The 25,451-nt window shown below is 43.4% G+C and carries 20 protein-coding genes and 1 pseudogene; 7 read left to right on the top strand and 14 right to left on the bottom strand.

What is annotated here, in order from left to right; all coding sequences use genetic code 11:
* Window positions 1-60 precede the first annotated feature (60 nt).
* From JMX92_RS04705 to JMX92_RS04695, 3 genes are all read right to left on the bottom strand, one after another.
* Window positions 61-372, bottom strand: coding sequence for a hypothetical protein (locus tag JMX92_RS04705; protein ID WP_096065771.1), 312 nt, complete (start codon window positions 370-372; stop codon window positions 61-63).
* On the bottom strand, window positions 369-1,136 hold the full coding sequence (locus JMX92_RS04700; protein WP_201544208.1) for a type 1 glutamine amidotransferase: 768 nt from the start codon (window positions 1,134-1,136) through the stop codon (window positions 369-371). The genes JMX92_RS04705 and JMX92_RS04700 overlap by 4 nt, the downstream gene beginning before the upstream one ends.
* Window positions 1,137-1,370: 234 nt before the next feature.
* A complete protein-coding gene (locus JMX92_RS04695; RefSeq protein WP_201544207.1) occupies window positions 1,371-2,174 on the bottom strand; it encodes an N-acyl homoserine lactonase family protein in 804 nt (267 codons plus the stop codon).
* 359 nt (window positions 2,175-2,533) lie between these two features.
* Here JMX92_RS04695 and JMX92_RS04690 point away from each other — a divergent pair, with 359 nt between their 5' ends.
* A complete protein-coding gene (locus tag JMX92_RS04690) occupies window positions 2,534-3,730 on the top strand; it encodes an iron-containing alcohol dehydrogenase (RefSeq protein WP_201544205.1) in 1,197 nt (398 codons plus the stop codon).
* A gap of 119 nt (window positions 3,731-3,849) precedes the next feature.
* Here JMX92_RS04690 and glyA read toward each other — a convergent pair whose 3' ends face one another.
* The 3 genes from glyA to JMX92_RS04675 all read right to left on the bottom strand — a co-directional run bounded on the left by glyA (window position 3,850) and on the right by JMX92_RS04675 (window position 7,257).
* Window positions 3,850-5,106 (bottom strand): serine hydroxymethyltransferase, encoded by a 1,257-nt coding sequence (gene glyA, locus JMX92_RS04685; RefSeq protein ID WP_011961296.1) that lies wholly within the window; start codon window positions 5,104-5,106, stop codon window positions 3,850-3,852.
* Window positions 5,107-5,360: 254 nt separating this feature from the next.
* Entirely contained in the window at window positions 5,361-5,870 is a 510-nt protein-coding gene (locus JMX92_RS04680) for a chorismate--pyruvate lyase family protein (RefSeq protein ID WP_227675267.1), read from the bottom strand.
* A 34-nt stretch (window positions 5,871-5,904) separates the two neighbouring features.
* A complete protein-coding gene (locus JMX92_RS04675) occupies window positions 5,905-7,257 on the bottom strand; it encodes a GNAT family N-acetyltransferase (RefSeq protein WP_201544203.1) in 1,353 nt (450 codons plus the stop codon).
* 625 nt (window positions 7,258-7,882) lie between these two features.
* Between JMX92_RS04675 and JMX92_RS04670 the strand changes: the two genes are divergently transcribed.
* The 4 genes from JMX92_RS04670 to JMX92_RS04655 all read left to right on the top strand — a co-directional run bounded on the left by JMX92_RS04670 (window position 7,883) and on the right by JMX92_RS04655 (window position 13,966).
* Window positions 7,883-10,102 (top strand): NADP-dependent isocitrate dehydrogenase, encoded by a 2,220-nt coding sequence (locus JMX92_RS04670; RefSeq protein WP_155587566.1) that lies wholly within the window; start codon window positions 7,883-7,885, stop codon window positions 10,100-10,102.
* A gap of 331 nt (window positions 10,103-10,433) precedes the next feature.
* Window positions 10,434-12,656, top strand: coding sequence for an NADP-dependent isocitrate dehydrogenase (locus tag JMX92_RS04665; RefSeq protein WP_201544201.1), 2,223 nt, complete (start codon window positions 10,434-10,436; stop codon window positions 12,654-12,656).
* A 115-nt stretch (window positions 12,657-12,771) separates the two neighbouring features.
* A complete protein-coding gene (locus tag JMX92_RS04660; RefSeq protein WP_201544199.1) occupies window positions 12,772-13,299 on the top strand; it encodes a two pore domain potassium channel family protein in 528 nt (175 codons plus the stop codon).
* Between the two features lie 55 nt (window positions 13,300-13,354).
* Window positions 13,355-13,966 (top strand): pseudouridine synthase, encoded by a 612-nt coding sequence (locus JMX92_RS04655; RefSeq protein ID WP_201544197.1) that lies wholly within the window; start codon window positions 13,355-13,357, stop codon window positions 13,964-13,966.
* A gap of 61 nt (window positions 13,967-14,027) precedes the next feature.
* Here the strand turns inward: JMX92_RS04655 and JMX92_RS04650 are convergent, their stop codons facing one another.
* Window positions 14,028-15,923, bottom strand: a complete 1,896-nt coding sequence (locus JMX92_RS04650; protein ID WP_201544195.1) for a M61 family metallopeptidase — start codon at window positions 15,921-15,923, stop codon at window positions 14,028-14,030.
* Between the two features lie 432 nt (window positions 15,924-16,355).
* On the opposite strand from JMX92_RS04650, the gene JMX92_RS04645 reads away from it, so the two are divergent.
* Window positions 16,356-16,838 carry an FKBP-type peptidyl-prolyl cis-trans isomerase gene (locus tag JMX92_RS04645; RefSeq protein WP_011961304.1) on the top strand — a complete coding sequence of 161 codons (483 nt, stop codon included), beginning with the start codon at window positions 16,356-16,358 and terminating at the stop codon, window positions 16,836-16,838.
* Between the two features lie 146 nt (window positions 16,839-16,984).
* On the opposite strand, the gene phoR is transcribed toward JMX92_RS04645, so the two are convergent.
* From phoR to dtd, 3 genes are all read right to left on the bottom strand, one after another.
* Complete coding sequence (gene phoR, locus JMX92_RS04640; protein ID WP_201544193.1) at window positions 16,985-18,652, bottom strand: phosphate regulon sensor histidine kinase PhoR; 1,668 nt, start codon at window positions 18,650-18,652, stop codon at window positions 16,985-16,987.
* Window positions 18,653-18,837: 185 nt separating this feature from the next.
* Window positions 18,838-19,539, bottom strand: a complete 702-nt coding sequence (gene phoB / locus JMX92_RS04635) for a phosphate regulon transcriptional regulator PhoB (protein WP_110817052.1) — start codon at window positions 19,537-19,539, stop codon at window positions 18,838-18,840.
* 242 nt (window positions 19,540-19,781) lie between these two features.
* Window positions 19,782-20,222: a D-aminoacyl-tRNA deacylase gene (gene dtd / locus JMX92_RS04630; RefSeq protein ID WP_201544185.1), complete on the bottom strand. Its 441-nt coding sequence runs from the start codon at window positions 20,220-20,222 to the stop codon at window positions 19,782-19,784.
* Window positions 20,223-20,458: 236 nt separating this feature from the next.
* Between dtd and asd the strand changes: the two genes are divergently transcribed.
* Window positions 20,459-21,346 carry an archaetidylserine decarboxylase gene (gene asd / locus JMX92_RS04625; RefSeq protein ID WP_201544250.1) on the top strand — a complete coding sequence of 296 codons (888 nt, stop codon included), beginning with the start codon at window positions 20,459-20,461 and terminating at the stop codon, window positions 21,344-21,346.
* Between the two features lie 78 nt (window positions 21,347-21,424).
* On the opposite strand, the gene JMX92_RS04620 is transcribed toward asd, so the two are convergent.
* The 4 genes and pseudogenes from JMX92_RS04620 to JMX92_RS04605 all read right to left on the bottom strand — a co-directional run.
* Window positions 21,425-22,042, bottom strand: coding sequence for an HD domain-containing protein (locus JMX92_RS04620; protein ID WP_201544183.1), 618 nt, complete (start codon window positions 22,040-22,042; stop codon window positions 21,425-21,427).
* A gap of 166 nt (window positions 22,043-22,208) precedes the next feature.
* Window positions 22,209-22,787, bottom strand: a complete 579-nt coding sequence (locus JMX92_RS04615) for an isochorismatase family protein (protein WP_011961310.1) — start codon at window positions 22,785-22,787, stop codon at window positions 22,209-22,211.
* 864 nt (window positions 22,788-23,651) lie between these two features.
* Window positions 23,652-25,391, bottom strand: coding sequence for a type ISP restriction/modification enzyme (locus JMX92_RS04610; RefSeq protein WP_201544181.1), 1,740 nt, complete (start codon window positions 25,389-25,391; stop codon window positions 23,652-23,654).
* Window positions 25,342-25,451: pseudogene (locus tag JMX92_RS04605) on the bottom strand (IS5/IS1182 family transposase); the annotation flags it as partial. The pseudogene JMX92_RS04605 and the gene JMX92_RS04610, both read right to left, overlap by 50 nt.

The following is a 25,451-nucleotide window of genomic DNA, read 5'->3' as shown; positions in this document are numbered from 1 at the left end:
TCTTCATTCTAATTTTGAGAAGCTGGAATCACTCAATCATATAATATGGGTTAAGTCTATTTATGCATCTTGCTTAGGAGGCCCGTATAATGATGTTTCCCACTCTTCAAAGGGTGGTTCAACAACATAATCCGAACAATAAGATTTTAGATAGTCTGTCGCTCTTTTTTGTGCATAAGTAAAATTCAAAACATTCCCATCTTCATCCATCTCTATTACATTAGCAAATATGGCAAAAACCATTTCTATGGCACTAGGCTCATTGCCAAACAAGTCCAGATACTCAATATCTTCAAGCATGTAATGAGTGCCACTTGCTATAAAATAGGTAAATGTTCTCAAGGCACCGCTGAAATCATGGCTAACTTTCATTTTACATCCTTACTGCTCGACTCTAAGTTATCTAATATCGTATCAAAATAGGCATTATTATTAGCGGCAAATTGAGCGGTATTTTCTAAAATATGAGCCGGAGATTGCACACTTTGCGGATAGTGCTTAATGTCCTGCTCGGAGATACCTTTCCCTTTTTCAATCATGGTCTGCAAGCTAGCTGAGGTTACTTCAAAATGACACTGCCAACCCATCAGCCAGTTGCCTAACTGTTTGTGTTTATCGGTTTGGTAAATAAAGCCTTGGTTTGGCCAATGCTCGGATGTCGCCAATGCCGTAGCACCCTCAGGGATCTCAAAGCCATCGCCATGCCAATGAAAGGTTATAAACTGCTTCGGCACGCCCTTGAGTAGCGGATGATCAGCACCTTGATTAGTCAGTATCAGCTGTGTCCAGCCAATTTCCTTAATATCAATCTTGCCCACTTTGGCACCCAAGCACTCAGCGAGCAATTGCGCACCCAGACACATACCTATCACTGTCTTGCCAGCGTTAATAGCCTCAGTAATAAACTGCTTTTCGGTGCTGAGCCAAGCAAATTTATCGCCATCATAAACACCCATCGGTCCGCCCATCACAATTAGCCAATCGAAGCTGTCAATATGTGGCAAACGATTATTCCCTGTCAGCGCTTCTGCAAACTGGGTCGTGGTTAGTTGATGGTGATTACGCTGAATCCAATGTTCAACAGACGCCAATATATTGATGTGATTGTGTAGTAAGGCATGAATGCGGAGGGTCATGTTTGGTCCTTTATCGTTTGGTCCTTTATCACCGATCCTTTAGAGTAGTTCTTTGAGGATAGCTCCTTTATTTATATTGCTTATATTTAGACTGCTTATCGCTGATTATACTGATTGCAATAGTTTAAATAGTAGCACACCTTATTTGATATCTAGCCACTATCAAAGCACAAAAAAAACGCCTAGCCAAATGGCTAAGCAGTTTTTGATACTTAGATATACCCTATCGAACTACTATATCGCTAATGTGTCCGCTGTAATCTGGCGGATACTACCGTCAGTTAGTTCTTTCGACTGATCAGGATCATGCCCATATACCAAGAAAGCACCTTTTTCCTTTAACTTCTTAAATAATTTAAAGTTAGCCAACATAGCTTCACTATCGTCCACTACCATCGCATCAGGTAACGTCATTTTTTCAAGAGAAGCCTTTAAGTAACAAGCATCTGCAGTGATAACAACTTCTTTACCATCTACTTTAACCTTCAAGGATTGATGGCCTGGGGTATGACCATAACTTGGGATTAAGACAATTATCCCATCACCAAACAAATCATGCTCTCCATCAATTTCTAAACGTTCATGCCCTAAATCATAATGACGAGGTACATATACACCTTTTTCTATATTTTCATCTTCTTGAGCCGCTTGCCATTCTCGCTTCTGTACGACTAACTGAGCATTAGGAATAGAAGCATTGCCCCCACAATGATCAAAATGTAGATGTGAATTGATAATATAATTAATCTTTAGAGGGTCAACACCAAATGCCTCTAAACGACTGGCTATATCCTCTCCTGGGACAAAATCTACTGTCGTTAAGTCCGCAAAGCCTCCTAAGGCCTCTTTAACAACCTTTTCGTCTTCAGATTGAAGTGGTAATTCCAACCCTGTATCAAATAAAACAGTACCTTTGGGATGTTCAATAAGATAACAAGGAATTGGAATAGCTAGCTTTCCAGTCTCACCCGCCATAAAGAAACCATAGGGCATGGTTATCCAACCACAAGTCATTGCATACAACTTCACTTCTTTCATTTTAAAATCCTTTTTAAAATTTAATAAGCTAGGTAACGACTCCTTTACTTACTTTATCTCTCTCAGAGTTAGCGACAAAGGAGTATAGAACATATATTAGCTTTGGAGCCAATACCCTATAATTAATAGCATAAAAAACACCTTAGATATACTCCTAAAACAAATTAATATCGCTTTTTTTGAATCAGGTTTAATACTTCCTAAAGCTTTAAGATTATTTGAATACTTATCATTTAATAAGTAGTTCATAAAATTATAATAGTTGTTTTTCCTTATGACTTGTAATAAATTAAATTGAACATCAAGTTCTATTAATAGCACAGTGTCATTAACAAACAACTCAAGGAAAGAGGTCGTTTATGGATACTAGTAAAGTACAAGTTTTTAAAACTGCAGGTCGTTTATTAACAGGAGAGAATGCGAGTTATCTTTTAGCTGAACAAATGCAGCACTTTAATATAACTCGTCCCCTTATCGTTACTGATAAGGGGGTGTTAAATGCAGGTATTATTGACCCTGTACTTGAGCATCTTAGAAGCAATGAAATTGAGAGAATCTCTATATTTAGCGATATTACGGCAGAACCAGAAACAAAAACTGTGGAGGATTGCCGAACTGTATTTGATAGAGATGATTGTAATGGTGTGATTGCGATAGGTGGTGGTAGTGCAATAGATACAGCTAAGGCAGTTTCCATTTTAAACAAACCTTCCGCAGCACTTTCTTCAAATAGTCAAAAAGTTTCCTTAGGTGATTTATTCGGTGAGAATCTGGTTCCCAAACGTACAACGCCATTAATTTGTTTACCAACTACAGCAGGGACTGGCTCAGAAGTCACCAATATATCTATCCTACTTGATATCAATGATGAGCTAAAAAAAGGGATCGTTAGTAACGAGTTACTACCTGATGTAGCAATTGTTGCCCCTGAACTGACACTTAGTTGCCCTCCCTCTGTTACTGCCGCTAGTGGTGTTGATGCTCTAGTTCATGCTGTTGAAAGCTATCTTTCGAAATTTGCCTCCGATATTACTAGACCGCTTTCATTACAAGCAATTAGAATGATTACGGAATCACTGACTACTGCTTATCAAGAGCCTAATAATATAGAGGCTCGAGAGCAAATGGCCACTGCAAGTTTGATAGCAGGCTTAGCCTTTGGCAACGCAGGTGTTGGAGCTGTTCATGCATTGGCATACCCACTAGGTGGTAAATATCATTTATCTCATGGAGTCAGTAATGCAGTGATGTTCTCTCATGTCATGAGATGGAATAGTGAATCGTGTCCGGATAAGTTTGTAGATATTGCTATTGCAATGGGTGCTCCAACCGATGGCTCAATCAACAATAGTAGTGGCAGTGCGTTTGTTATTAATAAGATTAAACAACTTTGTGAAGAGGTTGCTATTCCACAACATTTAAGAGAGTTCGATATCAAACATGAAGACTTAAAAGACCTTTCTGAGTCTGCAATTAAAGCGACACGACTCTTACGTAATAACCCTAGGGAGCTTAGTGTAGAAGATATTAAAGCTATTTACGAAGAAGCGTATTAATAAAGTCTCTGGTTTACTGTACTTAAATAAAAAGGCCACCTCACTTACACTGAGTGAGGTGGCCTTTTTATTTAAGTATATATAGGAAATACTATGCACTTAGCACGGTAGAGTATGAATTACTGATTACGCTCATATACTGGCAACTCTGCACAGATTTTCTCAACTTTAGCACGAGTATCTGCCAACACTTTTTCATCACCACGGCTGTCTAACACATCACAAATCCAGCCCGCTAGATCAGCAGCTTGTGCTTCATTGAAGCCGCGAGTGGTGATGGCTGGTGTACCAATACGGATACCAGAGGTCACAAATGGTGATTTAGGATCATTTGGTACCGCGTTTTTGTTGACAGTAATGCCGGCGTCGCCCAACCATTTGTCCGCTTCTTTACCGGTCATTTCTTGCTTAACTAGGCTGATTAGCATTAGATGGTTTTCGGTACCGCCAGAGATGATTTCATAGCCACGCTCTTGGATAACTTTTGCCATTGCTTTGGCATTTTTAACCACTTGTTGCTGGTAAGTTTTGAAGTCGTCCTGAAGCGCTTCTTTAAAGCACACCGCTTTAGCAGCGATAGCGTGCATTAATGGGCCGCCTTGGTTGCCTGGGAATACCGCTGAGTTTAGCTTCTTAGCTAACTTGTCATCACGAGATAGGATGAGACCTGAACGTGGACCACGTAGGGTTTTGTGCGTGGTGGTGGTGACCACATCAGCAAAAGGTACTGGGCTTGGGTATACGCCAGCAGCAACAAGGCCTGCAACGTGTGCCATATCAACAAATAAATAGGCGCCAACGCTGTCTGCGATGTCACGGAAACGCTGCCAATCGACCACTTGTGAGTACGCTGAGAAACCAGCAATGATCATTTTTGGCTTATGTTCTTGAGCCAAACGCTCCACTTCGTCATAGTCAATAAGACCCGTCTCTTCTACAAGACCGTATTGAACGGCATTATAGTTGATGCCTGAGAAGTTCACATGTGCGCCGTGAGTCAAGTGACCACCAGCGTCTAAGCTCATGCCCAGTACCGTATCACCCGCTTCTAATAGAGCTAGGAAAACAGCAGAGTTGGCTTGGCTACCTGCATGGGGCTGTACGTTGGCGTACTCAGCACCGAACAATTCTTTAGCACGGTCAATGGCCAATTGCTCAACGATATCCACATACTCACAGCCGCCATAGTAGCGTTTGCCAGGATAACCTTCGGCATATTTGTTAGTTAAATCAGAACCTTGCGCCTCCATTACTGCTTGTGAGCAGTAGTTTTCTGATGCAATAAGCTCGATGTGGCTTTCTTGACGCTTGGTTTCTGACACCATGGCTTGATACAAGTCAGGGTCATAATCTTTAATGCTAATATCTTTAAACATAGTTTTATCCTATTAATCAGTCACATACAACATATAAAAAATACAAGCGCTAAACCAGCCCACCCCTAGGTCTTGTGAAATTTGAAACGACAAACATCAGGCAATGCCATAAAGACATTGTAAGAGGCAGCAACTTCGCACATTAAGCAATAAGTGTAACATGAAATGTCATTGACTATAGCGAAAAAACACCCCAAAAAGCGGATGTTTTTTCAGCTATTTTTGACGCCAATTATAGGATGGATACTTTGCCCTTATTTGACCAAAAAAAGCTCAGGTAAAAAGGTTTCGCTAATAATAAGTGAGCGGCCATGCCAGTCATAAACGGTACTGCGCCGCCAGCCCGCTTTAGTGGGCTCAATAAGGCGCTGATTGGGTAAGGTTTTTTGGCGCTTAAATAGAACATACCCGATGGGCGTACCCTGCAAATGCTGTAATCGCTTGGCCTCTCCCTTTAAACTTGGTAGCGGAAAAATGCTTTGCGCAGCGACCCATGGCTGCAAGCTATTGCCAAAAAGCAACACCTCACGTACCCACGCCAACATCGGTCGATTTAATTTTATACCTTTATAACCCAGCTGTTTTTTTTGCGCCATGCTCAGCAATCTATAGCCTTCAAAAGTACGTTTGACCTGCAGCGGTTGACCAGATTTGGCCTCCAATAGTGCAGTCAACGAACCATCAGAGGTTATCCAAGCTTTTTGGCTTTCATCAAGAGTTTTAAAGGCGGTAAAGGGGATACAATCTTTGGAAAATGCACGCATAAAAAGACAGCTTATAGAAGGTTTGTGCCGGTATTTAGCCTTTAAACGCCGGCATATTATCAATATTAAAAGGCAGGGCTTCATGAGCCTGTTGCCGATACTGCTGCATATAATGACGGTCTTCGGCACAGAAATTGGCTATAGCCGGCTCAAAACGCGGATCATAAATGCGGTGTAATGAGTGAGTCTTGGTTGGCACAAAGCCGCGAATCAGTTTGTGCTCGCCTTGGGTACCCGGATCAAAGTACGCCAAACCTTTATCAATAGCAAATTCAATGCCCAGATAATAACACAGCTCAAAGTGTAGGCTATCATACTCCTCTAAGCACCCCCAATAACGGCCGTATAAAGTGGCGTTTTTTTGTTTTGGATCATCATAAAAGAACAAACTACTGGCAATAATATCACCGCCCTCATCTAGAGCCTGCGCCAGCATCAGATGCTCCGGCATACTTTGTGCTATTTGCTCAAAAAACTCTGCTGACAAATAAGGATGGCGACCACGCACTGCGTAAGTCATCGCATAGCATTGGTAAAATATATCCCAGTCATCTGAGCCAATATCATGCCCAGTTTTGATACGGCATGTTAGCTTTTGCTTGGCAATTTTTTTACGCTCAGCTCGAATATTTTTACGCTTTTTGGCGGTAAGCGTCGTCAAAAAATCGTCAAAATCTAAAAATGAGTTGATACCCTGCACCGCCGAGGTGTCCTCTGTGTTCTTATCTGTATGATTATCTGTATGGTTATCCGCGGCGGCAGTCAGCTTTTGATTGTGCCACAAAAACTGACAGCCTTGACGCTCAAGTAGCTGCGGGCTCATTGAAGATAAGGGTTTGGCTGCGGTTATTTGCTGGTGCTGCATAAATAGGCCATGCCAACTTGACGCACCCGTCTGCTTGGCTACCTCATCAATGGCCGCAATCGCTGCTTGCCAAATCTCAGTCGTTAAAGCAGCGCCTTTTGCTAACCAAAACCGCTGGCCGCTTACGGGCGTATAAGGCACAGCGGTGACCAATCTGGGGTAATAGTCTGCCCCATAACGAGCATAAGCCTCGGCCCATGCATGATCAAACACATACTCACCTTGATGATGCCCCTTTATAAATAAAGGCATCGCAGCAACTAAGTTCTCAAAAGTATCCGTTTTAGGCAGGTTTTGTGGCAGATTGTCTTGATAATTATTGGACGCATCCCCATTGTCGTTGTGCCGCGGATTTTTGTAAATCAGCACATACAGCGGCACCCACCCCGACTGTTGCCCAATAGCACCAGTGTCTGTCAGTGCTTGCCAATAGGCATAGGACATAAAAGGGGTATCGGGCTGTTGCCAGTTAATAGCAGACTGCCAAGTTAAGTCTTGAGTTAGGGCATATGAATAGGTCATAAGGTCTATTTATGGTTTTAATGGCTTATTAGATTAGCAAATACAGAGCTTTTTTGCGGTCACAATTTGCAACCAGTTAAATGCACCGTTTTTTTTAACTACTTAGGTAGGCATTAGTACTTAGGTAGGCATTAATAAGTTATGTAGGTGTTAATAAGCGCTCAAGCAGGCTGCTTTAGGCATAAAAAAAAGCCATCTACACGCCCATAGATGACTTATTTTGCTATTTTGTTTTTCAAAAAACAACAATTGTACGTAAGGGATGATATCCACGCCAATCACTGGTAAAATATACCCTAAATAGCTTAATATAATTTGTATACAGAGCATATTGGTAAAAATAGTATACTTAGTTCATCCTATACAATTGACATCATATCGAATTTATAGTTGATCGACTATAATACCTCTGTGAGTCATTAGTTGAAACTGGCTTAAATCAAAGAAAGGTTGAGACCCCTCGTTCAGATTACGCTGTTATGGGTGATAACTGATCGAAAATATCTTGAAAAACTGCCCCATGGGGACTTCCCCCTTTCATAGCTCATTGTTGCCCATCACAATTGAGCTATTTGACAATTTAAGCTTTCTTATTCACTACAGCCTAAAGGAACCTATTACTATAATGTCAAAAATTATTTATACCAAAACCGATGAAGCGCCAGCGCTTGCCACGTTATCACTGCTACCTATTGTTGAAGCCTTTACGAAGACAGCAGGTATTTCTGTTGAAACCAGCGATATTTCAGTTGCTGCGCGTATCCTAGCTGAATTCCCAGACTATCTAACCGAAGAGCAACGTGTTCCAGACAATCTAGCTGAGCTAGGTCGCCTGACCCAAGACCCTAATACCAACATCATCAAACTGCCAAACATCAGTGCCTCAGTACAACAGCTTAAAGCAGCCATTAAAGAGCTTCAAGACAAAGGCTATGCGATTCCTGATTTTCCAGAAGACCCAAAAACTGAAGAAGAAGAAACGCTGCGCAAACGCTATGGTAAAGCTCTTGGTAGTGCCGTAAACCCAGTACTTCGCGAAGGTAACTCAGATCGCCGTGCACCAAAAGCGGTGAAAAACTACGCGCGCAAACATCCGCATTCAATGGGTGAATGGAAGCAGTGGTCAAGCACGCACGTCTCACACATGCACAGTGGTGACTTCTACCACGGTGAGCAGTCTATGACGCTAGACAAGGCGCGTAACGTACGTATGGAGCTACAACTTGACGATGGCTCAACCAAAGTACTTAAGCCTGAGATTGCGTTAAAAGACAAAGAAATTATCGACTTAATGTTCATGAGCAAAAAAGCTTTGCTTGAGTTCTATGAGCGTGAAATGGAAGACTGCCGCGACGCAGGTATCTTGTTCTCTTTACACGTAAAAGCGACCATGATGAAGGTATCTCACCCCATCGTATTTGGTCATGCAGTACGTATTTATTATAAAGAAGCCTTCGAAAAACATGGCGAGCTGTTCGAAGAGCTTGGTATTAACGTAAACAACGGTATGGCCGATCTTTACGAGAAGATCAAAACATTGCCTGCCTCTAAGCGTGAAGAGATCGAACAAGACTTGCATGCCTGCCAAGAACATCGCCCCCGTCTGGCCATGGTAGACTCTTCAAAAGGCATCACCAACTTCCATTCTCCAAGTGACGTTATCGTAGATGCTTCAATGCCTGCTATGATTCGTAACGGCGGTAAAATGTGGGGTGCTGATGGCAAGATGTATGACTGTAAAGCGGTCATGCCTGAGTCAACTTTTGCGCGTATCTATCAAGAGATGATCAACTTCTGTAAATGGCATGGTAACTTTGACCCAACCACTATGGGTACGGTACCAAACGTGGGTCTAATGGCTCAAAAAGCAGAAGAATACGGCTCACATGACAAAACCTTTGAATCAAGTGATGCAGGCATGGCTCGTATTGTCGATAATGAGACAGGTGAAGTACTGCTTGAGCAGCATGTTGAAAAAGGCGATATCTGGCGTATGTGTCAGGTGAAAGATGAGCCTATCCAAGACTGGGTAAAACTTGCCGTTCGCCGCGCTCGTGAGTCAGATACCCCTGTGGTCTTCTGGTTAGACCCTTACCGTCCTCATGAAAATGAGCTGATTAAAAAAGTAAAAACTTACTTAAATGATCATGACACGGAAGGTCTACGCATCGAAATCATGTCACAAGTACGTGCAATGCGTTATACGCTAGAGCGTGTGGCACGTGGTCTAGACACTATTTCAGCCACAGGTAACATCCTACGCGACTACCTGACTGATTTATTCCCAATTTTAGAGCTGGGCACCAGTGCGAAAATGTTATCCGTGGTACCATTAATGAAGGGCGGCGGTCTATTTGAAACCGGTGCTGGTGGTTCTGCGCCTAAGCACGTTCAGCAATTGCTAGAAGAAAACCACTTACGTTGGGACTCTTTGGGTGAATTCTTAGCGTTAACTGTGTCATTAGAGCACTTGGCCAACAACGATGACAATGCCAAAGCTAAGCTATTGGCAGAGACGCTAGACCGAGCCATTGAGAAGCTGTTAATTAACAACAAGTCACCTTCTCGCTCAACGGGTGAGATTGATAACCGTGGCAGTCACTTCTATCTGGCCATGTACTGGGCTCAAGAGCTTGCCGCTCAGGACAAAGACGCTGAGTTAAAAGCTCAATTTACGCCTGTAGCTGAGCAGCTTACCAACAATGAAGCCACCATCATTAAAGAGCTTAATGAAGTACAAGGTAAGCCTGTAGACATTCATGGCTACTATTTTGCTGATGAAGATTTGGCTCAAAAAGTTATGCGCCCAAGCAAAACTTTTAATGAAGCTATCGCTTCTATCTAAGTTTAGGTACTTATTTAAGTATTTTTCACAGCTTAAAGCTAAGCCCATTTAGTTAAAGCGATTCCGCTTTATCTAAAAAAATACCCTAAGAGCAGTCTCTTGGGGTATTTTTTTTGGCTAAAAATTAAAATCACAACCGCTCATAAGTGATGACAGATACGATTTGTAAACTGACTATTAAGTCCGCCTTTTAGTATGATTAAACTTAAGCAGATTAAAACCTTTTGCTCACAACCCCAAAAACAAATCTTTTTTTGAGCCGTCAGAATATCTTTCGCCATAACAAAACACGGCCTCAGTCATAAAACAATAAAAAGGAATGCATACCATCATGTCAAAAATTATATATACCAAAACCGACGAAGCCCCAGCGCTGGCCACGCAGTCATTTTTACCCATTGTACAAGCATTTACACATAGTGCCGACATTGAAGTTGAAGTCAGTGATATCTCATTAGCCGCCCGTATTTTGGCACTTTTTCCAGAGTATCTAAGCCCCGAGCAGCAAGTGCATGATGCACTTACCGAGCTTGGCCAATTAGTGCTAAAGCCTGACGCCAATATCATCAAATTACCCAATATCAGCGCCTCTATTCCTCAGCTAAAAGCAGCCATTAAAGAGCTACAAGACAAAGGCTTTGGGGTGCCTGACTTCCCAGATACCCCCAGCACCGATAAAGAAAAAGAAGTGCGGGCCCGTTTTGATAAAATCAAAGGCAGTGCGGTAAATCCAGTACTACGTGAAGGTAACTCAGACAGACGCGCTCCAAAAGCGGTGAAAGCCTATGCCCGAGCCAATCCACATGCCATGAAGCCTTGGCGCCGTGACTCAAAAACTCATGTATCTACCATGGCACATTGTGACTTCGTTGATGACGAAAAGTCAGTGACCATCGATAAAGAAACCCAGTACCGTGTGGTCTATACCGATGAGACCGGTACAGCTACCGAGCTTAAATCGCCTGCTCCGCTATTAAAGGGGGAGCTGATGGACACCTCTATCTTATGTTTTGATGTGCTAAGCAATTTCTTACAAGAACAAGTGCAAGATGCCAAGGCACAGGGCCTGTTATTCTCTATTCATCTAAAAGCGACTATGATGAAAGTGTCTGACCCAATCATCTTTGGTGAGGCGGTGCGAGTTTATTTTAAAGACTTGTTTGCCAAACACGGTGAGACTTTTGACAAGCTCGGTGTCAACGTCAACAATGGCTTTGCCCAGCTGCTGTCCAAGATTCAAGAGCTGCCAGATGATCAGCGTCAACAGATAGAGGCAGATATTCAACAGGTATATGACACCAATCCGCCACTGGCCATGGTCGATTCAGACAAAGGCATTACCAACTTGCATGTGCCAAGTGATGTCATTGTCGATGCCTCTATGCCAGCGATGATCCGTAACGGTGGTCAAATGTGGGGCCCTGATGGCAAGCTACATGATGTGAATGCGGTAATCCCCGACAGCAGTTATGCCGCCCTTTATGATGAGACCATCCGCTTTTGTAAAGAGCATGGTGCCTTTGACCCCACCACCATGGGCACTGTACCCAATATTGGCCTTATGGCTCAAAAAGCCGAAGAATACGGCTCGCATGACACCACTTTTCAGATGCCAGGCAAAGGAAAAATCCAAGTCATCGATGCCGATGGCAACGTGCTGACTGAGCATGCGGTCAAAAAAGATGACATCTGGCGCATGAACCGTGTCAAAGATGCCCCTATCCAAGACTGGGTAAAACTTGCAGTGACCCGTGCCCGAGCCAGCGGCATGCCGGCCGTTTTCTGGCTAGATAAAAACCGGGCTCACCACGCCGCCTTAATCGAAAAAGTCGAGTTGTACCTAAAAGACCATGACACCGAAGGCTTAGAAATTCATATCATGCCCATTCGTGAAGCAACCCGGTTTACGCTTGAGTGTCTGATCGCTGGCAAGGATACGCTGTCAGTCACCGGCAACGTATTGCGTGATTATCTGACCGATTTATTTCCCATCCTTGAGCTGGGTACCAGTGCCAAGATGCTATCTATCGTGCCGCTTATGAACGGTGGCGGCCTGTTTGAAACCGGTGCCGGTGGTTCAGCACCCAAACATGTGCAGCAGCTGCTGGAGGAAAATCATCTACGCTGGGATTCACTGGGAGAGTTTTTGGCATTGACTGTGTCACTTGAGCACGAAGCTGAGCATGGCACCGCACAAAACCCAAAAGCGCAAATCCTAGCCGATACTCTAAGCGATGCCACCGAGAAGCTTCTGCTAAACAACAAGTCACCCTCACGTAAAGTGGGTGAGCTGGACAACCGCGGCAGCCATTTTTACTTGGCCATGTACTGGGCTCAAGCATTGGCCAAGCAAGATCAAGATGCCAGTCTACAACAAAGATTTGCGCCACTGGCTAAAGCACTTGCCGATAACGAGGATACTATCGTCAAAGAGCTTAACGAGGTGCAAGGTCATCAAGTGGACATTGAGGGTTACTATCTGCCCAATGATGAGGTTGTGAAGCAGGTGATGCGCCCAAGCCAAACCTTCAATAAGATTTTAGCTGCGCTATAAGCACAAGCCATGAAGCCTCATCTGGCTGACATGGCTCGCTACATCGCCCGTTTGATTTTATGTTAATACCTCAGTAGTTTAAACTATTGAGGTATTTTATATTAGGCGCTTTATCATGCTAAAACTAAACACAGCTAGACGCACGCTTATTCTTTTTATTATTGTGGCCACTGTTTGGTATACTTTGACCCGTTTTTTAGCCGATAGCGCTTGGCGCGATAGCGTTATTATTGGCTTTAGCTTCTTATTTTGCGGCGTATTTTTGTGGTCAGTATTTAGCACGTTACAACGCATTTATGGCGACAGTGGCAATCTCTACAAAGAGCTTATACTCTTTAGCTTTAATGTCTTTTTGTTCTTGTTGGTTTTTTCGGCCATGTATTCTCAGATTGGTATTGTGGACACGACCCGTGACGGTAGTCCCCTCACCCATGATTTTTGGCTCAGCTGCTATTATTCTATTATTACTTTTACCTCCACAGGCTATGGTGACTTTCGGCCACAAGGTGTTGGCCGCGTCTTATCAAGTATGCATGCTTTGGTGGGGTATTTGGTGCTTGGCCTTATGGCTTCAACCAGCTTATCGGTTGTTCAGTGGACGGCCAAAGGCAGTGGTATAAACCGCGGCACTAATCCTGATTAGGCACCAAAATCGTTGTTTACTCCCTTTTCATTGATGTATTTGGAACTTCCCTTTTATGGCCACCTCAAGTGTTATCTTATTTAACAAACCCTACGGCGTTCAAAGTCAGTTTAGTGATGATGCCAATAACAAGTTTGCGCCGTTATCTCAGTTTTTCACCGATAAATCGCTCCGAGTGGCCGGACGACTCGATGCGACCAGTGAGGGGCTTTTGCTGCTGACCTCAGATGGCCGGGTCAATAAAGCCATTACCCATCCGCCCAAAGCCAACGCAGGGCGTAAGCAGGGCAAAACTTACTTAGTACAGGTAGAGGGCATCCCCTCAAATGAGCAATTAGAGCAACTGCGTCAAGGGGTGCTGCTAAAAGATGGTCAGACCCTACCCGCTGAGGTAAAACACATTAGTGAAGAGGATTTACCCATGCCACTTTGGCAACGTGATCCACCCATTCGTGAACGCAAAAGTGTGCCTGACTCATGGCTAATGATGACCATTTATGAGGGTAAAAACCGCCAAGTGCGCCGCATGACCGCTCATGTCGGCCTGCCCTGCCTACGCCTGATTCGCTGGTCTGCTGCTGGCTTTGAGCTGGGCAATTTAGCGGTAGGCGAGTTTGTACGGGTACATTTAAATGACAAGCGCTTAAAGGATTTGGGTGTTTTTTAAATCATTAAACAACACCCTGGTATAGCCGTGCCCTTTTGGCTCGGCTATACCCTATCAATCACTACCGTATAAAATCCGGTGTTAACCAGTGCTCAAAGCCTGAGTCGCCTAAACTTAAACTAATCTTCTCTAAACTTGGATTGGCACTCACCCCTGACTGGGTTTGGTGACTCACCTCAAAGCTCAACAGCTCATCACGGCGAAATGCATGACAGCTCACGCTATCAAGACCTGACTCCGCCACAGTTTGTAGCTGTTTTTTGGTGGCTTTAATACCGTCAATCGCCACAATGACGTCTTTGGCAGAGAGACCTGCTTCAGCGGCCACACTGTCACGCAGCACTTTGGTGACTTGCAAGCCCTCAGCACTTTCAGTAACGCTAATACCCCACGCTAAGCTGTTGTCTCGGCTGTCTTGAGTTATCTTAATGCCATTAGCCTCTAGCAGCTCATAAATAGGCAACGCCTCTACACCATCGACATAGCGTGCCTTGAACTCTTGCCAAATGGCGTTGTCCATAAATTGGCTGATGACCGCCTCTAGGTTATCGTTATTCATACCGATACGAATGCGATTGCCCGCTGCGCCTTGAGCCTTAGCCTGCTCATAAAAAGCTTTTACCACATCAAACAAACGATGCTTGCCACCGCTTTGTTGCATCAGTGTTAAATCCAAACATAAAGCCACCAAGGCCCCTTTGTTATAGTAACTAATACCGGCATTACCCGTATTTTCATCAGCGCGGTATAGATTAATCCAAGCATCGAAGCTGGACTCTGCCACGCTTTGTAAAGCGCGTCCTGGCGTTTGGTTATAGCGGTTAATTTGGTTTTGTAGCAGCTTTAGGTAGCTTTGCTGATTGATAACCCCTGAAGCTTGGAGCATAAAGTCATCAATATATGAGGTAAACCCCTCAAATACCCACAGAAGCGGCGTATAAGCCTCACGGCGTAAATCCACAGCCATCATCACATCAGGGCGTACGGTCTTCACCCACCAAGCATGAAAATACTCATGGCTGCACAATCCCAAAAAGCGCTGATAGCTTTCGCTCGGCTCTTGTGGCTCTTGAGCGGACGGTAAATCACTACGCGGGCTCACCAAGCTGGTAGAGTTAATATGCTCAAGGCCGCCGTAATCGTTGCCACTGGCATAGGTCATGAAAGTATAGCCCTCATAATCCTCACCACTAAAAGGCGCGTCACCGAGCCAGCTGACATAGCTTTGACAAATCTGAGTCACATCTTGCTGCAAGCGGCCCATGTTAGCGCTGTGCTTACCTGAGATATAAAAATGATGCACCGTGGTATTGTGCTTATTGTCTTGAACAATAAAATCAAACTCAGATTGCGGCGCGATTTCAAAAGGATAGTCGATAAGCTCAGGATAACTCTCAGCACTAAGCTGATAATAATGGACATGATCTGTATGCAGATAGCGATGCTTAAGACCACAGGCAATTTTTACCGGCTCTGCACCCTTAGCTTGCGCGTCATAAAAGGCTTGCGGCACGCTTAAAGTCACCGCCACAGGTAACGCCTCTTGCCCCTCTATCGCCAAGGCCAATGAAGTAAAGTTGCCATACAAACGGGTTTGATCAACATAAGCGGTACGTACTGATAAGTCATAGCAGTACACCTCATAGCGCACCTCTACCTTCTCACCAGCCGTAATTTTGGGCAATTGCCACTCGTTTTTACTCAGCTTTTGCGCTCTGTATCTCTCATCTTTGCCAACAACGTGATACTGCACTGCGGTAATATTACGCGCAAATTCACGCATCAAATAACTGCCTGGAATCCAAGCTGGCAGCCACAGCACAGGCGCTGACTTGTCTGCAGTGAAGCTTAAAGTCACCTCGACTAAGTGCTGAGTGAAGCGCTCAAAATCCAAATGGTAATGCACGGCCAAATCTTGATCGTACTGAGTGGTTAAAGCATTATTTGAAGTAGTCATAAAGGTCTGTCATATCCGTGTTAGCGAAAAAAGTAACCCAGTAGCCATCAATACCACCATCAATACTTAGGTAAAGGAGTGGCCAAAACCTTAGGGGCTTTATTTATAATTAGGGGTACGCATTCAAACTTCAACCATCGTAAAAATTTAGTCAGCAAATATCGACTTTTAGCCCTAAAAAATGAGAATAAACTCATATTTTGTGGTCTTATGGCTGTTTTTTGGGCTATATTTTTAAAAAAATGTAAAAAAACTTCGCAATTTACCAATTAATTTGAGAACATGACTTGAAACTTTTGTCTATCATCGCAATCTATTAGACAAGGCAATTAGCAGAGGTGTGGCATCAGTGATTTTTTGCCAACATAAACACCCTTCTTTATTGTATTATTAATTAACATATAGAACGCCTATATTATTCGAGGAATTTTTATGACCACAATCGCAAAAGATACTGCCGTACGTTTCAACTATATCTTAAAAGACGAAAATGGTAACGTTATCGATCAGTCACAAGGTGAGCCTTTAGCTTACTTGCATGGCCATAACAACATCATCCCAGGTCTTGAAAAAGAGCTTGAAGGCAAATCTGCAGGCGATTCATTAACTGCGGTTATTGAACCCGCTGACGCTTACGGCGAATACCAAGAGCAAGCCGTACAAAAAGTACCTCGTGCTAATTTCCAAGGCGTTGAAGATATCCAACCTGGCATGCAGTTCCAGTCTGAAGCAGAAGGTCAAGTTATGCTAGTCACAGTAACTGACGTAAACGATGACACGGTTACTGTCGATGCTAACCATCCTCTAGCTGGCAAAAAACTAAGCTTTGACGTAGAAATTGTTGAAGTACGTGCAGCGACTGAAGATGAGCTAAACCACGGCCATGTACATGGCAACGGCGGCGTTCAGCACTAATTTAGCCGTTAGTGTTAGCGACTAACGCTGACATAGCTGACATAAAAGAGCCACTCAAGTTGAGTGGCTCTTTTTTTGAGTGAAATTTATGCCGATTAAATAACCCTCTGTCACCTATACGCCTATACCGCTATACGTAGTCGCAGCTAGCTGTTTGAGCTGGGCTTATCCTGCAAATCCTGCACGTTGTTATTGTCTGTGACTGGCGGTTTTAACTTAGCAGCCGACTTACTGCTCACCCTCTGATAAATACGGCGTTTGGGGAACAGAACATGAAACTTAGAGCCTTTACCCTCCACTGACTCGATCGTCAGTTTGGCTTCATGTTGATAAAGTACATGCTTGACGATGGCCAATCCTAGACCCGTGCCACCTGTTGAGCGGCTGCGACCGCCATCTACTCGGTAGAAGCGCTCGGTGAGCCTATCTAGGTGCTCATCAGCGATACCTATGCCATTATCACTTACTGTAAACAGACAGCCCTCTTTGACCTCTTGCCATGTAATACGCACTTCCCCCCCTTTGGGGGTATATTTGATGGCATTGGTCACCAAGTTGAGCAGCGCACTGTGCAAATACCCCTCAGCACCATAAATGTCTTGTTGCGAATCTAGATGCAAATCGATCAAGTGGTTGTAGTCTTTATTATAAGCTTGCGCATCATCGAAGATACGGGTAAGTAGCTTGGGCATATCCACACGCTCACTTTGTATCGACTCTTCGTTCTCCAAACGAGACAACAGCAACAAATCATTGATAATCTGATTCATACGCACGGTTTGCTGAGTCATAAGGCTAAAGCCGCGTCGCCATTTGGGGTCCAAATCTGGCTGGTCTGAGAAGGTTTCGATATAACCCATTATTACTGTAAGCGGGGTTCGCAGCTCGTGTGAGACATTACCCACGAAGTCCTTACGCATCTGCTCTAAATGATGCAAGCGGGTCACGTCATAGATAATCAGTAGCTTCTCTGTGCCAAAATGAGTGACCTCACACTGCAAAAACCGCTCATAATCGCGCCAAGAGCGCATTCTTAAGCCATCGTTAGGAGAGACGGCATCGACATAATACGCTTTAAACTCAGGCGCATCTATTAAGTCTAAGATACTGCGACCTTGGTCTTGTGAGCGTAAAGCCAGTAAGGTTTCGGCTGCCTGATTCCACCACTCCAAGCTGTCATCTTTATCCAGCAAAATAACCGCATCTTGCAAAGCCAGTAATGAGCTGCGGATTTTTTTAATCAGACCCATCATTCTTTGGTGGGTCATTTGCTCTTGTCTTTTGCTCTCATAAAGCTGATTGGCCATAAACGTCATACTGCCTGACAACTCAGGCGGCGGCAGGGTTAACGACTTACTCATCCAGCCATAAAACTGCTGAACCGAGTACAAGCGCCACACATAGTACAGTACCAGTGCCACGATAATCCCCCAAGGCAGCGCATTCATATAGTGACCTAATAAAGCCCCTAGCAAAATTAATATGACCAACCACTTAAAGTCTGACCAGAGCAACGTGGCTCTGGGGTTTTTATTATCGGGCAGTGGCTCTATGATGTTTTTGGAATTAGTGTCGCTAAGGTTCTGATACAGATTACTGTAGGGGTTTTTATAAGGACTGCTTTTGGTTACTTTTTTAAGAGGTGTGGCTGTTGTAGCACCATCAAAGCCATCTATTAAGCGCTCTTTATTCTCCTCGCTTACCGTCACCTGCTCAGAGACAGCCGCCCCGACCTCTAACTGCTGTTGATGAGGCATATCAGACTGACGGCCCAGCTTAGAAGCTGAATTAGACTGTGATTTAGACTGGCTCATGGTGCTCTCAACTTAACAATAATCAATAATAGAGTTGGCCCCAAGCTCTTAGTTAACGTCGATATCTGCTTAACCTTTATGGCAGGCAGTAGCAAAGATGCCGTGTAAAAATCGACTTTTAACACCATGAGCGCCGCCTGATCAGCAGCGTTCAATAGGACAAAAAACCAGTTAATGACTTACAATTAGCCATTACGCTGAGTTGAAAAGCGGTAACCGGTGCCGCGTACCGTTTGGATAAACTCAGCATAGTTATACGGTTCAAGCACTTTACGTAAGCGGCGGATATGCACATCAATGGTTCTGTCTTCGACATAGACGTTGCCACCCCATACTTGGTCTAACAGCTGGGTGCGGGTATAAGCCCGCTCTGGATGGCTCATAAAAAATGCCAATAGACGGTATTCGGTCGGACCAATTTCAAGCGGTGTACCATCGGCTGACAACCTTTGGCTGACTGGGTCTAGACTTAAGCCTTCAGCTTCAATAGGCTTGTCACCTGATAAGGCGCTGCTACGACGCAGTACTGCCTTAATCCGTGAGACCAGCTCGCGGGTGGAGAATGGCTTGGTGATATAATCATCTGCCCCCGCATCTAAGCCTTGTACTTTATTGTCTTCCTCGCCGCGCGCAGTCAGCATAATTATGGGGATCTCAGAGAGCAGTTCATCTTTTTTTAGACGGCGGCACAGATCGATACCGGATTGGTTACCCGGTAACATCCAATCTAATAAGATCATAGCTGGTCTATGGTCTACCACTTGACTGTGCGCTTCACTGACATCTTCGGCCTGCAGACACTCAAAGCCTGCCATTTCTAAGGTAGTGACGATCATCTCGCGAATGGCAGGCTCGTCTTCTACAACTAGTATGGTTTCGATATTCATCTGTTTACTGTCCTATTATTGGCATATCTAATGGCTTATTGGCCACGCACTACAAAGGTAGGCAAATATTACCGTTATATTACAACGTAAAATTATGACAGTTAGATGAAAAAAGTGTAACTGATGAGATTAAGCGCAACCTTGTATTTTATAAATGCCCTATATTAGGCGTTTTAAATAGACTGTATCATCATACTAATGTATCACCCTTTACATATCATGTGCTGCTAAAGACGTTGTTATTAACTTATCTCCAAAATAAAGTTTAAGGGCCCATCATTGTCTGCCTGAACCAGCATATTGGCACCAAACTCCCCAGTGGCGACCTTATCATGTTGCTGCTTGGCATAATCGATCATCTGCTTAAACAGCTCACTGGCCTGTGCAGGCGGCATTGCCCCACCAAAATCAGGGCGACGCCCCTTATCGGTCTTTGCCATCAACGTAAACTGCGACACCAGCAGCAAGCCACCCGCCACTTGCTGTACATTTTTATCCAGCTTACCGGCGTCATTATCAAATATTCGGTAACTCAAAATTTTATCAATCATCTTTTGGGCGCTCTTTAATGTATCTTCTGGACCCAAACCAATATAGGCCAATATACCCTGCTCAATTTGACCCACAATCTGATTGTCCACACGTACACTGGCGGCGCTGACTCGCTGTATTAAGGCTTTCATAATATCTGTTCCTGTATTTTACTGGCACTCTTTATTTATCTAATGGTTTGGCCGCTATGTTTTATAGTGATTTATAAGCGGCAGGTCTACTTACGGACGACCTTGCTTAATCTTGATTATGCTAAACTAGGTGCTCCTTCACTTTTAGTTTTTATCACTGGCAAGTTTATGTCATCTAAACCGGTGATGATCCCCCATTTTTATAGCTTACGATGATCTCTTTTATGAAAAACTTAATGAAAGCCTCTTTAAAAAAACAAGCCGAGCAGCTGCTCACTCGTGATGGCTTATTTACTGCAGCTCAGCACTTAGTGCCGCAGCAAAAACTCAGTGAAACGGCCGGACGTCTGGCTGCCAGCCAAAACCCTCTGGTCAAAAAAGCCTTTGTGCATACCTTTGCCAAAGCCTATGGCATTAGCTTAGAGGAATACGCGCGCAAGAACTTAGGCGATTTTAAAAGCTTCAATGACTTTTTTACCCGAGAGCTTGCGCAGGACGCCCGCCCCATTGATGACACCAAAGACGGTATTGTCTCTCCAGCAGACGGTATGATTTCACAGATTGGCCATATTCAGCAAGGCCAAATCTTGCAGGCTAAAGGCCGTGATTATTCGGTGAGCCATCTGTTAGCAGACACCGATAATAAGCACAGCAGCTACTATGAGGGCGGCAGCTTCGCTACGGTATACTTAGCACCTAGCAACTACCATAGAGTGCATATGCCGTTCGATGGCACCTTAGTTGAGACACGCTATGTACCTGGCAGCTTGTTCTCAGTAAACAATGTCACAGCCGCCAATGTTCCTGATTTGTTCGCCCGCAATGAGCGTTTGGTGTGTGTGTTTGATACTGAGTTTGGCCGTGCTGTGGTGGTGCTGGTTGGCGCTATGATTGTGGCGGGTATCGAGACAGTCGCCACGGGCAAAATTGATCGCAGCGACCGTATCCAAACTTTAGAGCACACGCTTAGCTTAAAAAAAGGCGATGAGCTGGGCCGCTTCTATTTGGGCTCAACCGCTATTGTGGTCATGCCAAAGTCTGCAGGCGTCAAGTGGGCACAAGACATGCAGCATGGTGCTGTAGTGCAGATGGGTCAGCTGTTGGGTGTGGCTGACAAAGCCTAACCACCTACGATGAGTCTATGCTTGACAATGTAAAGGTGCAGCGAATGCACCTTTATTTATCGCATTTTTTATTGATAACTAAGCGTCTAATAACCAGCCCTGCTTGGTCGCATAATCAAGCTGTAGCTCTATCCACTCATGGATAACTGGAAAACTGGTTGCTATAAATGCATGCATACCTGCCACTTGGGAGCGCTTCACCCCATGATCACGCCATGTTTTGCCTTGAGTATTTAGGTTTAATAAAAATGGCAATAAGCGATCTATTGCTTTTAATAACTGAGTCTCAGCACTGCTGCCACTCTCTTGCTCATCCCACACTTCAAGCAAGTTGCTGATGCCATTACCGCTATGTCCCTGCAAACGCACAATCCCTTCTCTCTCCTCAATATGTGCCTCACTGCGACTCTCAGCGTATAAAAACGTATCTCCGGCATCAATCTCACCCAAGTCATGCACCAAAGCCAGTTTTAACAGCTTCTCATAATTGACATCAAGCTGAAATAGCTCAGCGATAGACCAACACGCCATGGCCAAATGCCAAGAATGCTCAGCTGAGTTCTCAAAGCGAGTGGTCTGCGGCACATAGCTACGCCGATCCACGCGTTTTAAGGCATCAAGCTCTAACAAAAATTCAGTAATTTGGGTCATATCCAGCGCTTTATCGCGGTGTGTATTGGGCGGGGTGAGCGGCATAATAAACCTTATATTTTGATAGATAATGTGGGTATAGGCTAATCGAATACAGCGGCTTATACAAGACTGCGCTATGTGCTAAAGCATCTAATAACAGTCATAAAAAAATCCGTGATAAAGGGCATTATCACGGATGAGTTACAGCAAGGCGTAAAGCCTGGACAGTTTATTTAATTAACTGGCTAATGGCCTTAAACGTAGGGTCTTGGCTTGAACGACACAGCTCAAACAAAATGGCTTCGGTAGTGGTAACGACTGCGCCCGCTCTACGCATACGACGAATGGCTTGACGGCGGTCATAAGCATCACGCGAGCCTGTGGCATCCGCAATCACGACTGGCTGCATACCATTATCAAGCAAATCCAGCACTGTTTGTAGCACGCAAACATGGGTCTCTACCCCAAAGACCAGTACAGAAATACGGTTTTGCTGCGCCAAATAATTCCAAGTCTCATCATTGTCACACGCGCTAAAGGTGACTTTTTCGATAATTTTGGCCTTCGAAGTATCTAGCACCTCCATGATCTCAGGCAGCGTCTCACCCAGCCCTTTTTTGTATTGCTCATTGAGCACAATGGGGATGCCAAGTATTTGTAAGCCTTGAATAAGGGTAATGGTCTTTTTGATAATCTCTTCATGACGATAAATGTGCGGGGTAAGCTTTTGTTGCACATCAATGATCATTGCCTGAGTATTTTCGCGCATGATGCGATAAGTTTTATCAGTGGTGATGGTTTGTGACATAACACGCTCCTTGTGTCGGTTAATTTAACGCTCAAACTATTGGTTTTTATACGATTTATTTTTTATAGTTTGATTTTGGTAGCCGTTTTGGTAGCCATTTATCTGAAAAAATAAATTACAAATAAAAAGCTTTGGCCATTACTCAGTAAATAATATTGGGTCAGTAGCGACTAACCCGCCTTAACCTTACCACATGACCAGCAATAAATTAATATCCCTTACTTTGTTTTAAGTTAAGTATTGTTCTTTCATCTGCGGCAGCTACCGAGCATTACTTTTACTATCAGTGAGTAATAAAGCTTCATACTGAACCTAGGATTTAATCTTATACTTTATTGCTTTTTCGTAATTATTTAACCTGATAAGCCTAAAGTCTTAAATCGTTCAATTTTAAGGCAAGGTCGTTCTGCTGACCACATTTCAAAACCGACCTCCGGCCTTACTATATATATCCTGACTGCCGTTCTGCTTTTTTTGTACTTGGGGCAAATCGTTCTGTACTTTTCTTGCCGTGCTGCTCAATTTCCTGCTGGTTCACTGGTATTTTTTTAACGCTAAGACAAGTCCAATTTTGAGCTTATCTTATATCTAAGCAAGTTTTCCACGATGTTAAAAAAACTTTTAATCTGATTGATTTACGTATATATCAGATGGCTTATCAATTTTGACTAACATCGTAAGGGTAGCAATGTTTCCATTACACCCTTTTCAATACTGCATTTCAAATGCTAGCCAATTTCTTGATAAACACCAAAGTGGCAAAATAAATGCCCCACCAAAAAATAGCGGGGCATTCGTAATAGGTCGTAATATCGAAGTTAGAAGTTAGTCATCATAATCTCAAATGCAATATTAGCTACCTAACTAACCCCCTACCTTCTCAAGCACCAATTTAGGCAATTTACGTACAATGGCCTGTGTCTTCAAGCTGACGTTAATAACACGCAATAGTAGCTCAAGTGGGTAACGAGGGTTCTTCATAGTCTCAATAGCCCAGTCGTTTGCGTCATTGGTGATACCAGACTTCTTGTCAGTCTTGACACCCTGTCTTTCGATAATCCATTCAATAGCTGGCTTGCCGTTCACGACATAGTCATAAGCATCTTCTGGTATGTGCTCTATTGTGATGTGGCTGTTATAGACAATCTTAGTTGGATCGTCCTCATTCTTGCCAGTCTCTTCATTCTTACGTTTAGGATGCTTCATTTTGGTAACGTAGAACTTATCATCTTCTATCTTAGACTTCGCCCAGTTTTGACCATCAGCCAGCTTTAAGTTGGTCAGCTTACTTGCTAGCTTCACACCTTGGTACATATCGACGTTTTCATAGTTAATATGTAGGTCAGCTAGTTGGCGACCAGCTGTACTAAACGCTACAAATTCGTCATATTTCTGTACTCGTGGGATATTAGGTAGCTGTTTGGTTAAGTTTTCAGCATAGCGCTCACGGTAGTCTTCGCTATGCAATAATCCATAGATATAGTAGAACAAATCTTCTTTAGTGATACTGATATCAGCCTTCATTTGACTGCCATAGTAGTCTGTGAAATGAGCTAAGCCTTCATCAGTAATGGCATCTTTGCGACGATAGATAGGTTTGCCGTTATCGTCTTTGATAACATTTTCATCTGATGTTTCTGTAGATGAAGTTAAAGACAATTGGGGATTATTTTTTTCAGCATTATTTTCTATTTCCTCATATAAATATAATGGAAAGCCTTGTCCATTACTTAATAATTGAAAATCAGGAGTTTTATCAATCATTAAGGTTGAAAATGGTTTAGTTGTACCTGTTCCAACTAAATAAATCATCTCGTTTTTAGCAGAGCTCGTTGGATAGATTTGTTTAATGAGATGTAGCGTCCAATTTAGGTCTTTATTGCAATATAAGTACTCTTTACTAAAGGGTCTCCTTTCTGTTTTTACTATAGAAGAATGTTGAAACTCTAACTCAGAACCCCTAACAACTTTTGTTAACAAGTCGGATGTCCATTTAAATTTATTTAAGCTTAAGTCCAATGCATCTTTTCTATCATCTTCAGGCAATTTTGATAGTATATTTACCTGATGGTTATAAAAGTCTATTTGGTTTTGTACTTGTTTTTGAAGCTTCTTGTTAGAAGAGTTATACACCCAAGCATCTCTATTCGTTTTAATACCCATAGAGTAGGTTTCAAATAAACTAAGGTCTTTTGACTTTTTATTTCCCAAACTAATGTAACTATTGAAATTAGGATCTCTTTGATTAACCCAATCATTAAATTCATTAGGAATAATGGCTTCCCAAGCATTAAGCTTAGATATTCCATTAATATCTTTAAAATTTTGAACTATCTCAAGTTTTTGTTCTGTAGATAAATAATCACCAATATCATGGAACTTGATTTGCCCCATTTGTTTAGATTCAGGGTTCTTAACCAATACGGAAATAGCAATAGGCGCTCGACTTCCAGAGCCAAAGACTTTACCGCCTTCTTTACGGGAGCGCTCACCACTGGTACGTTGGTTACCGCGCAAGTGAAAAATATATAAACTACTAGGGCGTGTTGAACATTCATAATTTGAGCCAGATATAAGCGCAAGCGAGAGCGACTGTATTTTCATAACTCTGCTTGAGCTTATCAAATCTGGTGGCAACCGCCCTATACTGCTTTAACTTGGCAA

The organism is Psychrobacter sp. H7-1 (assembly GCF_904846585.1).
Taxonomy (GTDB): domain Bacteria; phylum Pseudomonadota; class Gammaproteobacteria; order Pseudomonadales; family Moraxellaceae; genus Psychrobacter; species Psychrobacter raelei.
This window is presented reverse-complemented; position numbering and strand designations above follow the sequence as displayed.

Bases quoted from the DNA above. Each gene is read 5' to 3' on its own strand.
- JMX92_RS04655 (WP_201544197.1), top strand. From the start codon at position 13,355: ATGGCCACCTCAAGTGTTATCTTATTTAACAAACCCTACGGCGTTCAA.
- phoR (WP_201544193.1), bottom strand. From the start codon at position 18,652: ATGAGCCAGTCTAAATCACAGTCTAATTCAGCTTCTAAGCTGGGCCGT.
- JMX92_RS04675 (WP_201544203.1), bottom strand. From the start codon at position 7,257: ATGACCTATTCATATGCCCTAACTCAAGACTTAACTTGGCAGTCTGCT.
- JMX92_RS04670 (WP_155587566.1), top strand. From the start codon at position 7,883: ATGTCAAAAATTATTTATACCAAAACCGATGAAGCGCCAGCGCTTGCC.
- JMX92_RS04610 (WP_201544181.1), bottom strand. From the start codon at position 25,391: ATGAAAATACAGTCGCTCTCGCTTGCGCTTATATCTGGCTCAAATTAT.
- JMX92_RS04680 (WP_227675267.1), bottom strand. From the start codon at position 5,870: ATGCGTGCATTTTCCAAAGATTGTATCCCCTTTACCGCCTTTAAAACT.
- glyA (WP_011961296.1), bottom strand. From the start codon at position 5,106: ATGTTTAAAGATATTAGCATTAAAGATTATGACCCTGACTTGTATCAA.
- JMX92_RS04690 (WP_201544205.1), top strand. From the start codon at position 2,534: ATGGATACTAGTAAAGTACAAGTTTTTAAAACTGCAGGTCGTTTATTA.
- JMX92_RS04620 (WP_201544183.1), bottom strand. From the start codon at position 22,042: ATGCCGCTCACCCCGCCCAATACACACCGCGATAAAGCGCTGGATATG.
- JMX92_RS04615 (WP_011961310.1), bottom strand. From the start codon at position 22,787: ATGTCACAAACCATCACCACTGATAAAACTTATCGCATCATGCGCGAA.
- dtd (WP_201544185.1), bottom strand. From the start codon at position 20,222: ATGAAAGCCTTAATACAGCGAGTCAGCGCCGCCAGTGTACGTGTGGAC.
- JMX92_RS04665 (WP_201544201.1), top strand. From the start codon at position 10,434: ATGTCAAAAATTATATATACCAAAACCGACGAAGCCCCAGCGCTGGCC.
- JMX92_RS04660 (WP_201544199.1), top strand. From the start codon at position 12,772: ATGCTAAAACTAAACACAGCTAGACGCACGCTTATTCTTTTTATTATT.
- asd (WP_201544250.1), top strand. From the start codon at position 20,459: ATGAAAGCCTCTTTAAAAAAACAAGCCGAGCAGCTGCTCACTCGTGAT.
- phoB (WP_110817052.1), bottom strand. From the start codon at position 19,539: ATGAATATCGAAACCATACTAGTTGTAGAAGACGAGCCTGCCATTCGC.
- JMX92_RS04705 (WP_096065771.1), bottom strand. From the start codon at position 372: ATGAAAGTTAGCCATGATTTCAGCGGTGCCTTGAGAACATTTACCTAT.
- JMX92_RS04700 (WP_201544208.1), bottom strand. From the start codon at position 1,136: ATGACCCTCCGCATTCATGCCTTACTACACAATCACATCAATATATTG.
- JMX92_RS04695 (WP_201544207.1), bottom strand. From the start codon at position 2,174: ATGAAAGAAGTGAAGTTGTATGCAATGACTTGTGGTTGGATAACCATG.
- JMX92_RS04645 (WP_011961304.1), top strand. From the start codon at position 16,356: ATGACCACAATCGCAAAAGATACTGCCGTACGTTTCAACTATATCTTA.
- JMX92_RS04650 (WP_201544195.1), bottom strand. From the start codon at position 15,923: ATGACTACTTCAAATAATGCTTTAACCACTCAGTACGATCAAGATTTG.